We start from the raw sequence: 12,545 nt of genomic DNA, 5'->3' as shown, positions 1-12,545 counted from the left end.
GCGCGCACCTCAGCGCCATGGCCGGCGCAAGCGCTGGCTGGGTGGGCGATGAGGTGGGCAAACATACTCGGCAGCATAACGTCAGCGCAATGGCAATCCCATGAGAGTTTTCAGCCAAACCACCCGTTCAACCCGCGTTCAAGTGGGTCGGGTAGAGGCCGTCAAATTGCAGACGCCTTTGCCCTGGCCGATGCGACATCCGGCGGCCTAGGACTTTCCTGTGTCCGACCCCCTGCCCCATCGTCGATACTGAAAAGCGCTTGCGCGCAGGGCTGCTGCATGGACCGCCGCGCCTCGTTTGATACCCCGCCAGAAGGATTCGTGATGTTCGAGAAAGTCGTCCCCGTCAACCGTGAGCGCCACGCCCGCACCCGCATCAAGGAGATCACGGGTTTCGGTTTCGCGAAGGACTTCCACATCGCATACCTGACGATGCACGAGTTCGCCCGCGCCGCGGCCGTCTACCCCATCGTGTTCGTCGAGGACAAGGAGAAGGACGCCTTCCGCCCCGTGACGCTGCTGGGCCTGGATGCCGGCGAGAACCTGTTCGTGTCGGACGCTGGCAAGTGGGAGGCGAGCTACATCCCCGCGATCATCCGCCGCTACCCCTTCGCGCTGGCCGGCAGCGGCACCGAAGGCCACTTCACGATCTGCCTGGACGAAGGCAGCAGCCTGGTCAGCGTGGACGGCAAGGACGGCGAAGGCAGCCCGCTGTTCGACGACAAGGGCGAGCCCACGCAGGTCATCGAGAACGTCAAGCGCTACCTGGCCGAACTGCAGCAGATGGACCAGATCACGCTGGAGTTCTCCAAGACGCTGGCCGAGCTGAACATGTTCACGCCGCTGCAGATGCGCGTGCGTGAAGGCGACCGCGAGAAGAACATCGCCGGCTGCTGGGTCGTCAACGAAGAGCGGCTGAACAACCTCTCCAACGACAAGTTCCTGGAGCTGCGCGCCAAGCGCTTCCTGCCGGCCATCTACGCGCAGCTGATGTCGCTGGCGCAGATCGAGCGGCTGATGCAGCTCAAGGACAAGCGCCTCGCGCCCGCAAAGGCAGCCTGATGCCTGCTCGCACCGCGGCCTGGCGCCATGCCCTCGGCGCGGTGGCCGCGGCGGCGGCCTGCACTGGTGCGGCGTTCGCGGGCGCTGACCGCAGCGACGCGCAGCAGACGGGCGAGTTCGGTCCTGCGCCCGTCCGCTACGAGCCCTATGTGCCACCGCCCAAGCCGGCCGCGCAGCGCCCGGTGCGGCTGGACGCCAAGACGCTGGCCCAGCTCGCGCTGGAGCAGAACGCCGAGGTGCTGTACGCACGGCTGCAGTCGCGCGTGTCCGAGCAGGCGGCCGAGGCCGAGACGGGCCTGTACATGCCCATCGCCTACGCCAACCTGCGCCGCGAGGGCCGCAACCGCCAGCGCACCGTCGAGGAACGCCTGACGGCCGCCCTGGGCGGCATCACGCGCCTCAACGAGCATGTGCTGGCCGGCGAGGCCGGCGTGCGCGTGAAGGCGCCCACCGGTGCCGAAGTGGCGCTGGCCTGGCGCAGCAACCAGCGGCGCAGCAACGTCATCGCGTCGGCCAGCTTCGCCACCGGCGACTCCGAAGCCACCGGCGCGCTGGTGCTGTCGCTGCGCCAGCCGCTGCTGCGCGGCGCGGGGCGCGACGTCGTCGAGACCGACCTGCGCGTCGCCCGCTACGAGCGCGACATCGGCGGCTGGCAGTTCCGCCAGCAGGTGCTGCGCATCGGCAGCGAGGCGCTGTCGGCCTACTGGCAGCTGTGGCGGGCACGCTCGACGCAGGCGCTGCGCCGCGCCGCGCTGGACAACGCGCAGGAGACCGCCGAGGACGTGAAGAGCCGCGTGGACGGCGGCCGCCTGCCGCCCGCCGCGCTGGACGAGGCGACGGCCGTGCTGTCGGCCCGCCGCGCCGAGCTGGCGCGTGGGCAGCAGGCGCTGTTCGACGCCGAGGCCAAGGTGCGCGTGCTGCTGGACCTGCCGCCCGAGGATGCTGGCTGGACGCTGGCCGACCCCGAGCTGGAGCCGCCGGCCCCGGCCCGCGAGCTGGCCGCGCTGGCCGAGCGCCTGCCCGACATCGAGGCCGCCTGGCCGCCGCTGCGCATGGCGCTGCTCAAGCGCGAGCAGGCCGATGCGCGCATGCGCCTGGCCTACAGCAAGAAGCTGCCGGCGCTGGACGTGCAGGCCAGCTACAGCAGCAACAGCCTGACCTACGGCCCGATGGACGCCGCCATCAAGGCCACGCAGGGCCGCAACCCCGACTGGACCATCGGCGTCGCGATGGAGGTGCCCCTTGGCGGCGACCGCCGCGCGCAGGCCGAGTACCGCGCGCAGCAGCTGCGCGTGGAGCAGTCGGCGCTGGAGGTGCACTCGGTGCGCCAGGCGCTGGCCAGCGACTACTTCAACCGCGCCGCGCAGTTCGGCGAGCTGGGCCGCGAGCTGGCGCAGCTGCGCGAGGAGCTGACAGCCCGCGAGCAGCTGGAAGCCGGCGTGCGCGACCAGTTCGCGCTGGGCGCGACGCCGCGCAACCGGCTGCTGCGACTGCAGGCCGACGTGCTGGACGCGCGGCTGCGCTACATCGACGGCGCCAGCCGCTGGGCGCTGGCCCGCGTGGCGCTGCAACTGGTGGACGGCAGCCTGCTGGCCGCCCACGACGTGCAACTCATCGAATGAAAGCCTCTGCCCTCCTTCTCCTCCTCGCTGCTGCCGCAGGCCCTGCGCTGGCGGCCGACTATGTCGGCATCGTCCATGCCCGCCACAAACTCGCGCTGAGCCTGCCGGTCACCGGCGTCGTCGCCAAGGTGGCGGTGGAGCCGGGCCAGAAGGTGGGCGCCGGCCAGACGCTGATCCAGCTGGATGACCGCCCGCAGGCGCTGGAGGAACAGCGCCGCCGCACGCAGGTCGAGGACCAGAGCGAGCTGCGCGCCACCGAGGAGCGCCTGAAGGTCGTGCAGCCGCTGGCGGAGGACGCGCGCAAGCTGGCCGCCAGCCGCGGCGCGCTGAGCCGCGAGGACGCGGCCCGCAACGAGCTGGACTTCATCGCCACGCGCGGCCGGCTGGCGCAGCTGCAGGTGCAGAAGGCGCGCGAGAAGCTGGAGCTGCAGCTCGCCGAGGCCGACCGCCAGCAGCGCCGCCTGACGGCGCCGGTGGCCGGCGTCGTCACCAAGGTGGGCATCGCCATCGGCGAATGGGCCAAGCCCGGCGACACGCTGGTGGAGCTGGTGGACGCGTCGGTGCTGCACCTGCGCGTCAACCTGCCCGCCGCCGTCGCGCGCAAGCTGAAGGAGAACCAGGCGCTGCCGATCGCCATTGACGGCGGCGAGACCGTGAACGGCAACGTCAGCCTCATTTCGCCGGTGACCGACGCAGCCAGCGGCCTCGTGGAGGTGCGCGTGCGCTTCGCCAACACGGGCGGGCGCATCGCGGCGGGCAGCAAGGGCATCGTCAAGCTGGACGGAGGAGCCACCAAGTGAGCGCGCCCGGCGTCGTAACCGCGCTCCCCGCCTACAGCGCCCGCGAGCTGGTGCTGGCGCTGCACGCGCTGCGCGGCGCCGCCGGCCAGGCGAGCTACGCACCGCAGGTCATCGCCGCGCTCGCGCGGCTGATGCGCGCGCAACAGGGTTGGTGGCTCGCCGAGGCCGACGGCGCCTGGCGGCTGCTGGCCCAGGCGCACGACGAGGCCGCCGCCAGCGACCCGTCGCCCGACCCGCTGCGCACCGACTTCGCCACCGACCTGGCCGCGCTGGCCCAGCGCGCCCGCACGCAGGGCTTCGCCAGCCTGCCGCAGCGCTCGGCACAGGGCGCCACGCAGTGGCTGGTGGCCGTGCAGCCCGAGCGCGCGGCCAGCGACCTGTGGCTGCTGTGCCTGCCCGACCGCGAGCGGCCGCACCTGAACGAGCTGGTGCTGCGCGCGCAACTGGTGGCCGACCTGCCCGCCCCGGGCGAAGCCCCCGCCGCGTCGGCCACGCCCGCGGCCGGCGACGCGCCGCTGGCGACCTGGGCGCCGCTGCTGGACGCCGTGCTGTTCGCGCAGGCCCACGACGGCTTCGAGCCGGCCACGCTGGCGCTGGTCAACGCGCTGGCCAGCACGCTGGGCGCGCAGCAGGTCGCCTTGGGCTGGCGCGCCGAGGCCGGCGCGGCGCTGCGCCTCGTGGCGCTCAGCCACCGCGACAAGCTGGACCGCTTCGCCCACGCCGTCGTGCTGACCGAGGGTGCGCTGGACGAAGCGCTGGACCATGACGAAGGCCTGCGCGTCGACGCCGTGCAGACCACCGACACACCGGGCACCGAGCTGGCCGGCGTCGACCGCACCGCGCCGCAGGCGCTGCCCGCGCACCGGCTGCTGCAGCAGTCGCTGGGCGACGTCAGCCTGGCGTCGCTGCCACTGGCCAGCGGCCACAGCGCGCCACGCGCGGCCGTGCTGATGGTGTTCGACGGCGAACCGCTGCCGGCCGACCAGCTGGCGCGCCTGCGACTGGCGCTGCGGGCGGCGCTGCCCTGGCTGGAAAGCCTGCACTGGCGCGAACGCGCGCTGACGCTGCGCGCCAGTGACGAGTTGCGCCGCCGCGCGCGGCTGTGGCTGGGGCCGCAGCACCTGGGCCTGAAGCTGGGCGCCGGCGTGGGCGCACTGGCGCTGCTGGTGGCGCTGTTCGTCGACTGGGACTACCGCGTCGGCGCCAGCGCACAGCTGGCCACGGACAGCACGCGCATCCTGTCGGCGCAGTTCGACGGCCGCGTGGAGGAAGCGCTGGTCAGCGCCGGCCAGCCCGTCAAGGAAGGCGAACTGCTGGCGCAGCTGGACGTGCGCGACCTGCAGAACCAGGCCGCCGACGCCCGCGCCGAGGTGCAGCGCTACACGGCGGAGGCCGACAAGGCGCGCGCTTCAGGCGCGCTGGCCGAGGCCGAGGTGGGCAACGCGCGCACGGTGCAGGCGCAGGCGCGGCTGGCGCGCACGGTGGAGCTCATCGAGCTGGCCGCCAACCGCGCGCCGTTCGACGGCGTCGTCGTCGAGGGCGAGAAGCGCGAGCTGCAGGGCGCCCCGGTGCGCAAGGGCGACAAGCTCTACCGCCTCGCCCGCGTCGAGAAGCTGTACGCGACGCTGCAGGTGCCCGAGCGCGACGCCGCGCAGCTGAAGGCCGGCGCGCTGGGCGAGCTGAGCCTGATGACGCGGCCCGACGAGAAGATCCCGCTGCGCGTGGCGGCGGTCATCCCGGTTGCGCAGATCAAGGGCCAGGAAGGCAACCAGTTCATGGTGCGCGCCGAGCTGCTGTCCAAGCCGGCGGACTGGTGGCGGCCCGGCATGAGCGGCAACGCCCGCATCGAGGCCGGCCCGCGCCGCATCATCTGGGTGCTGACGCATCGGCTGGTCGACCAGCTGCGGCTGTGGCTGTGGTGGTGACGGCATGGCAACGAGTTGCTGTTCCATGCGCAGCTTGATGCCGACGGCCAAGCCCGCAAGCCTGCTGGCAGCGGCTGCTCATCACCCCCCCTCTGAGCCCGCCGAGGAGCGCAGGCCCTTGAGGCCGTGCGCGCAGCGCACTTCGTCAACCGACTCCGCGCAGCTGTTTGAGCGCAGCGTAGCGGAGCGAGTTCTGCGCGGGGCCGCAAGGGCCGAGCACCGCAGGGCAGCCCGCTGCGAAGCAAAGGGCCGGGCGGTTCGGGGGCGACTTTTTGCCTTCTTTTTGGTCGCTCAAAAAGAAGGTCGCCCGCCGGGGCGACGTCCCGGCATGGGCCTCTCGCATCAACCAGCCATCGGAGAAGCCCCATGACCCAGGGCACCCTCTCCGACAGCTGGTACCAGGTCGCCCAGTCGCGCGTCGCGCTGCTGCCCACCGTGGAAGCCCAGGCCCAGCGCTACCGCGGCCAGCCCTGGGTGCTGCTGGAAGACGGCTACTCGCACCGGTTCTACCGCGTCACGCCGCAGGCCTACGAATTCCTGCGCGCCCTCGATGGCGAAAAAACCGTCGACGAGGTCTGGCAAGACCTGGCCCGCCGCCACCCCGAGGGCACGCCCGGCCAGGAGGAAGTCGTGCGGCTGCTGTCGCAGCTGCACCTGTCCAGCCTGCTGTTCTTCCGCGAGCAGCCGCACGCCGACGCGATCTCCGAGCGGCTGCAGAAGCAGCGCTCGCGCGAGTTCATCGGCAAGCTGCTGTCGTTCATGTTCTGGCGCTTCCCGCTGTTCGGGCTGGACAAGTACCTGGACCGCATGCTGCCGTTCATCCGTGCCTGCACGGGCCGTGTCGCGGGGGCCGTGTGGCTGGCCGTCGTGGCCTGGGGCGCGGCGACGGCGTTCGAGCACACCGGCGCCATCGGCAACGGCAGCGAGGGGCTGCTGTCGCTGTCCAACCTGCCGTGGCTGTACCTGGCGACGACGCTGGTCAAGGTCGTGCACGAACTGGCGCATGCCTTCGTCTGCAAGCGCTACGGCGGGCAGGTGCCCACCTTTGGCGTCATGGTGCTGGTGCTGGCGCCGCTGCCCTACGTGGACGCGTCGGCGAGCTGGGGCCTGCGCAACAAGTGGCAGCGCGCCTACGTGGGCGCGGCCGGCATGCTGGCCGAGCTGTTCCTGGCCGCCATCGCCTGCGTCGTGTGGGCCTCCACCGCCGACGGCACCGTGCACAGCATGGCCTTCAACGTGATGATCGTCGGCTCGCTGTCCAGCCTGATCTTCAACGGCAACCCGCTGCTGCGCTACGACGCGTACTACATCCTGTCCGACCTGGTGGAGATGCCCAACCTCTACCAGAAGGCGCAGGCGCAGTGGCTGCACTACGGCTCGAAGTACCTGTTCGGCCAGCGCGAGCACCCCGAGCCCGCGCAGGACCGCCACGAGCGCGTCTGGTTCACCGTCTACGGCGCGCTGGCCTTCGGCTACCGCTGGGTCGTCACGCTGGGCGTGCTGGCCTATGTGACGGACCAGTGGTTCGGCGTCGGCGTCGTCATGGCCGCCACCACGGTCATCACCATGGTGCTGATGCCGGCCACCAAGCTGTGGGCCTGGCTGCGCATGGCCTCGGGCACGCTGCGCACGCGTGCCTTCGCGGCCATGGGCGCGATGGTGCTGGGGCTGTGGCTGCTGCTGTTCGTGCTGCCGCTGCCGCATGCGCTGCGCCTGCCGGGCGTGCTGGAAGCGCGCCAGAGCAGCCCGCTGTACCTGCCCATCGCCGCGCGGCTGCAGGAGATGCCGGTGCGCCACGGCCAGCGCGTCAGGAAGGGCGAGCTGCTGGCCCGCTTCGACAGCCCCGAGCTGGCGCTGCAGCTGGACCTCATCCAGGGCCAGATCGCCGAGACGCGCGCCCAGCTGGGCCTGGCGCTCAGCGGCGTGCCGGCCGAGGTGGGCCCCATGCAGGCGCGGCTGGACGCGCTGAACGCCCGCCTCGTCGAGACCGAGAAGCTGCTCGCGGCGCTGGTGCTGCGCGCGCCGCAGGATGGCGAGTGGGTGGCGCCGCAGCTGCACGAGCGCCTGGGCGCCTGGGTGGACCGTGCGCAGCCCGTGGGCGAGGTGGTGGACCGCAGCGCGCTGCGCTTCGCGGCCGTGCTGCCGCAGGCCGACGCCGCCGAGCTGAGCGCGCTGCCGCCGGCGGCACAGTCCGAGCTGCGGCTGGCCGGCCGCCGCGGCGAGGCGCTGCACCTGGCCAGCCTGCGCATGGTGCCCTACCAGCGCCAGCGGCTGATGTCGCCGTCGCTGGGCTTCGGCGGCGGCGGCGACGTGGCCATCCGCCCCGACGACAGCACCGGCACGACGGCGGCCGAGGCCTTCTTCGAGATCCAGGCCGAGTTCGCACCGCGCGCGCTGCCCGCCGACCTGGCGCTGCACGGCATGAGCGGCGTGCTGCGCGTGCCCGTGGCGGCCAAGCCACTGGGCAGCCGGCTGTGGGCCGGCTTCCAGCAGCTGCTGCAGCACCGTTATGGCCTCTGAGGCGACGCTGACCCCGCCCTGGTTCCCGCCACGGGAGCAGCAGGCGGAGCCACGCGGCCTGGCGCCGCGGCCGGCCGGGCGGGCGGTCGAAGTGGCAGCGCTGCGCGCCGCCGTGGACGCCGCGCTGCCCCATGTGTTCGACCCCGCGGCCAGCCTGCGCGACGCCGGCCATGCGCTGCGCCGCGCGCTGAACCGCGAGGACACCGCCGCCGAACACGCCGCGCTGGCTCAGGGCCTGGCCGCGGCGCAGGTCGCCTGGCAGCTGCCGCCCGCGCTCGTCGACGCCGCCTGCCACCTCGTGCTGCAAGGCGCCGTGCCACTGCCGCGCGCGGCGGACCGCCACCCGGCGCTGGCGCTGGCCGCCGCCGCCTGGGCCGCGTCGGGCCGCCCCTGCATGCTGGTGACGGCCGACGACGAGGCCGCCGCGCAGGCCACCCGCGCGCTGCTGCCACGGTTCGCCGCGCTGGGGCTGAACGCCGCGCCCGCCGGCTCAGACGCCAACGGCGCTGCGCTGCGCCGCGCCTATGCGGCCGACGTCGTCATCGTGCCGGCCCGCCGCCTGGCCGCCGACCTCGCCCGCGACCGCCGCGAGCGCGGCAGCGGCGACGCGCAACGCCTGGAGGCGCGGCTGCAGGGCGAGGCCGGCGCGGGCCTGCTGGTCACGCGCGGCGTGTTCGCCGTGCTCATCGACGAGCTGGACCGCGTGCTGTTCGACGACGCCGTGAACCCCGTGCTGCTGTCCGTGCCCGACGACAGCACCGCGCTGGGCGAGGCGCTGCTGCAGGCACGCACGGCCGTGGACGCGCTGCAGGCGCCGCAGCACTACACGCTGAGCGCCGAGCAAGGCCTGCTGTGGACGACCGCCGGCGCCGCGCTGGCCGCCGACCTCATCACCCGGCTGCCGCCGCTCTGGCGCCAGACCGAGCGCGGCGAATGGCTGCTGCGCCAGGCGCTGGCGGTGCGCGACCTGCTGCAGCCCGGGCGCGACTACACCGTCGCCGGCACGCAGGTGCACCTGGACGACGGCATCGCCCGCACGCTGCCCGACCGCACGCTGATGCCCCACCTCACGCAGGCCGTGCAGGCCCGCGCCGGCCTCGCACTCAGCCCCGTCACGCGCGCCACCGAGCGCACCAGCGTGCTGGGCCTGGCCGCCAGCGCGCACCGGCTGGGCGGCGCCGCGGTGGACCTCCACGGCCTCGCGGCGCCGCTGTGGCGCGGCCACGGCCTGGTCGCCGCGCCCGCCACCGCCGCGCCGCCGTCGGCGGCCCGCCAGGAAGCCTGTGCCGACGACGCCGCCTGGCAGGCCCGCATCCAGGCCGGGTTCGGCGCGCCGGCCGGCGTGCACCGCCTGTTCGTGCTGCGCCAGCTCGCGTCGGCCGCGCGCTTTGCCGACCTGCCCGGCGCCAAGGCCGAGGCCTGGGTGCTGGCCGGGCTGGGCCCGCAGCGCGTGCTCGCGCAGCGGCGCGAGGCCGACGAGGCCGAGGGCCGGGCGCCGGCCACACGGGTCGAGGTGCTGTTCATCGAGCCGCTGGACGGCCCGCGCGCGGAAGCCCAGTTCCTGGCCCGCGTGCAGGACGCCGCGCCCGACGCCGCCATCGACGCCTGCGTGCTGCTGTACCCGCAGGCCCGCTGGGTCGAGCAGGCGCTGGGCCCGCTGGCCGGCGCGCTGCGCGCGGCCTGCCGCTGGTGGCCCGCACGCGCGGGCCGACTGCTGGATGTCACGCTGGCGCTGCTACGCTGGCAGACAACCCGGCAGCAGGCCCGATCCCTGCATGCCCAGGCGCAGCGCGAGCACCAGCTCAAGCTGCAGCTCTCCTTTGCCGGCGCCTCGGCCGCGCCGCCCCCACAGACGCCAGAACCCCCCAGGAGGACGCCATGACCCTCGCCCACCGCCCGGCCCCGCGCCCGCTCATCGCCCCGCCCGCCCCTGCCAGCCGCGCCGCGCGCAGCCTGTCGCCCGTCGCCGTCGCCGGCCTGCTTGGCGCCGCCGCGCTGCTGAGCGCCTGCGGCGGTGGCGGTGGCGGCGGTGGTGGCAGCACGCCGCCCCCGCCCCCGCCGCCCAAGGGCCCGCTGACGGTGACCGTGGACCCGGCACTGGCCGGCTCGCCGCTGAACCTCAAGATCACGCTGGCCGCCGGCGCCACCGGCCCGGCCGACGTCATCTACTCCACCGCCGCCGTCACCGCCACCACCGGCGACGCCACCGGCGGCGACCGCTGCAACAGCGTCGGCGTGGACTACATCACCGCCACGCGCGCCACCGCCACCGTGCCGGCCGGCGCCAGCAGCGTGACCGTGCCCATCACGACCTGCGCCAACACCACGTTCGAGCCCAACGAGCGGCTGGACATCACGACCGAGTTCGAAGGCCGCACGACGACCAACCGCGCGAGCATCGTCAACACCTTCGCCGGCGGCCTGAACGACACGGGCATCACGCAGTGCCTGAACAAGGCCAACGCGCTGGGCGCCTGCTCGGCCACCGACATCGCCGGCCAGGACGCCGCGGCCGGCCGCGACGCCAGCGCGCTGACCAACGACGGCGCCGACGGCCGCGTCGGCTTCTCGTTCGCCGCCACCAGCGGCGGCGCCTGCGTGCAGGACCAGGTCACCGGCCTGCTGTGGGACGCCGCCTCGGCCACCGCCAACACGCTGGCCGCCGCGCAGGTGCTGGCCGATGCGGCCAACGCCGCCAACCGCTGCGGCCGCGCCGACTGGCGCCTGCCCACGCCGGCCGAACTGGCCAGCCTGGTGGACGCCGGGGCGACGACCGGCGCGCGCATCGACGCCAAGCTGGGCACCACGGCCGCCGTGCCGTCGTGGACCGGCACCGCCTACGCCGGCGACACGCGCGCCAACTGGGTGGTGGACTTCGGCTCCGGCGCCGTCGCCTTCGAGCCTGCCACCAACCCGCTGGGCAAGACCTTCGCGACGCGCCTGGTGGCCGGCACCGCCGCGGCCGACGCCGACTGCGACAACGCCACCACGCCGCGCTACACCGACCACGGCAACGGCACCGTCACCGACGCCCGCACCGGGCTGATGTGGATGCAGTGCGTGGACGGCCTGTCCGGCGCCAGCTGCGGCACCGGCACGGCGACGACGCACGCCAGCTTCTCGGCCGCGCTGGCCCGCGCCACGGCCGTCAACGCCGACGCGGCGGGCGCCGGCAAGACCTACAACGACTGGCGCGTGCCCAACCGCAACGAGCTGGCCTCGCTGGTGAACTGGCGCTGCAGCAGCCCCGCCATCCAGCACACACGCTTCCCCGGCACGCCCAACAGCAGCGTGTGGACATCGTCCGCCGCCACGGTGGCCGGCTTCGTCTGGTACGTGGACTTCACGGACGGCAACGTCGGCCTGTCCGGCAGCGCGGGCAACCGCGTGCTGAGGCTGGTGCGCGCGGGGCAGTAAGGCCACCTCGACGCGGGGCCGCCACGGCGCCCCGCGTTCAGCCTTGCCTGGGGAGGATCTGCAAGCCTCCCCCTAGCGCTTCGACTTCTTCTTCAACTGCTCCAGGCCGGTCCTGGCCAGGTCCAGCGAGCGCCTGGCCAGCTCCTCGACCTGCTGGCTGGCGACGGGCACCGTCTCCTGCGCCCACGACGCGGCCTTCTGTGCCGACTGCTGCACCTGCGCAGCCGCGGCGCCGGCCACGGCCTGCAGCTCCTGCTGCGTCGGCAGGCGCTCCAGCGTCCATGCGGCGGCCTCCTTGGCCGAGGCATTCAACAGGCCCGCGGCGTCCCGGGCCGTCGAGCCCAGCTGATCGGCCGCCTTGCCCGCCCCGGCCTTCGCGCCGACCCAGGCCCGCGCGAGCGCGGTGTCGGGCACCTGCATCAGCTGCGCAACGCTGGCCGCCAGCGCGGCCTCCTCGGCCTCCGACAGGGGCCCGCCCGCCTCCAGCAGCCGGCGCAGGAACTGACCCAGGTCGGTGGCGATCGCCGTGTGGTTGCAGTCGGGGTTGGCATGCAGGAAGGCCGACAGCTCGGCCGCCATCTCCTCGACCGTGCCCTGCAGCACGCCGGGCTCGATTCGCTCAATGGCCTGGGCCACGAAGCCGGCGTCCAGGCCCCAGTCGTCCACCAGGTGCGCGGCCAGCGCGGCGCGCTCGGCCGGCTCGATGACGCCGTCCACCGCCGCCAGCCGCAGCGCCAGCGGCGCGATGAGGTCGAACAGCGCCAGGCCCAGCGTGTCCAGCGGCGTGTTCAGGAACCGGGGGATCTCGATGACGCGGTCACCCTTGGTGTTGCCCAGCCAGCGGTACAGCCCGTAGCAGGCACCGCCCGAGGCCAGCGCCGCAATGGCCACCCAGCCCACCGGCGTGGCTGCCGCGCCCAGCCCCAGCGCCGCCGCCTTGGCCAGCGCGGCCCCGCCGCCAGCCGCGCCCAGCACATCCCAGATCTCGCGGGTGCGGTTGATCATGCGCAGCGACGCGTAGGCGTTCTCGCCGATGGCCAGCTTGGCCTTGAAGCGCAGGGGTTCGGCGACGACTTGCGTGACGCCGTCAAGCGCGGTGGTCGTTTCGGGCAGGTTGGGCTGGGTGCTCATGGACACCGAGCATAGGGCGAGAGGGTGAAAGGAATCTCCCTATGCAGGGTCGAGGTTGCTTTTGCGAA

Annotated in this window: 8 protein-coding genes; 7 read left to right on the top strand and 1 reads right to left on the bottom strand. The window is 73.8% G+C overall.

The window, feature by feature from the left end; all coding sequences use genetic code 11:
* The first annotated feature begins 324 nt into the window (after positions 1-324).
* The 7 genes from AC1Q7O_RS01770 (at position 325) to AC1Q7O_RS01740 (ending at position 11,346) form a co-directional block, all read left to right on the top strand.
* Positions 325-1,062 (top strand): SapC family protein, encoded by a 738-nt coding sequence (locus AC1Q7O_RS01770; RefSeq protein WP_492661836.1) that lies wholly within the window; start codon positions 325-327, stop codon positions 1,060-1,062.
* On the top strand, positions 1,062-2,684 hold the full coding sequence (locus AC1Q7O_RS01765; RefSeq protein ID WP_492661835.1) for a TolC family protein: 1,623 nt from the start codon (positions 1,062-1,064) through the stop codon (positions 2,682-2,684). The genes AC1Q7O_RS01770 and AC1Q7O_RS01765 overlap by 1 nt, the downstream gene beginning before the upstream one ends.
* Positions 2,681-3,484: an efflux RND transporter periplasmic adaptor subunit gene (locus tag AC1Q7O_RS01760; RefSeq protein ID WP_492661834.1), complete on the top strand. Its 804-nt coding sequence runs from the start codon at positions 2,681-2,683 to the stop codon at positions 3,482-3,484. Before AC1Q7O_RS01765 ends, AC1Q7O_RS01760 begins: the two co-directional genes overlap by 4 nt.
* On the top strand, positions 3,481-5,409 hold the full coding sequence (locus AC1Q7O_RS01755) for an efflux RND transporter periplasmic adaptor subunit (RefSeq protein ID WP_492661833.1): 1,929 nt from the start codon (positions 3,481-3,483) through the stop codon (positions 5,407-5,409). The genes AC1Q7O_RS01760 and AC1Q7O_RS01755 overlap by 4 nt, the downstream gene beginning before the upstream one ends.
* A gap of 366 nt (positions 5,410-5,775) precedes the next feature.
* The gene (locus AC1Q7O_RS01750) at positions 5,776-7,929 is read left to right on the top strand and encodes an efflux RND transporter periplasmic adaptor subunit (protein WP_492661832.1); all 2,154 of its coding nucleotides are present in this window, start codon (positions 5,776-5,778) and stop codon (positions 7,927-7,929) included.
* On the top strand, positions 7,919-9,811 hold the full coding sequence (locus AC1Q7O_RS01745) for a hypothetical protein (RefSeq protein ID WP_492662653.1): 1,893 nt from the start codon (positions 7,919-7,921) through the stop codon (positions 9,809-9,811). The genes AC1Q7O_RS01750 and AC1Q7O_RS01745 overlap by 11 nt, the downstream gene beginning before the upstream one ends.
* Complete coding sequence (locus tag AC1Q7O_RS01740; protein ID WP_492662298.1) at positions 9,808-11,346, top strand: Lcl C-terminal domain-containing protein; 1,539 nt, start codon at positions 9,808-9,810, stop codon at positions 11,344-11,346. The genes AC1Q7O_RS01745 and AC1Q7O_RS01740 overlap by 4 nt, the downstream gene beginning before the upstream one ends.
* A gap of 72 nt (positions 11,347-11,418) precedes the next feature.
* Here the strand turns inward: AC1Q7O_RS01740 and AC1Q7O_RS01735 are convergent, their stop codons facing one another.
* Complete coding sequence (locus AC1Q7O_RS01735) at positions 11,419-12,477, bottom strand: TerB family tellurite resistance protein (protein WP_492662299.1); 1,059 nt, start codon at positions 12,475-12,477, stop codon at positions 11,419-11,421.
* Positions 12,478-12,545: the final 68 nt, after the last annotated feature.

It is taken from the genome of Roseateles sp. GW823-FHT07B05 (assembly GCF_058794515.1).
This window is presented reverse-complemented; position numbering and strand designations above follow the sequence as displayed.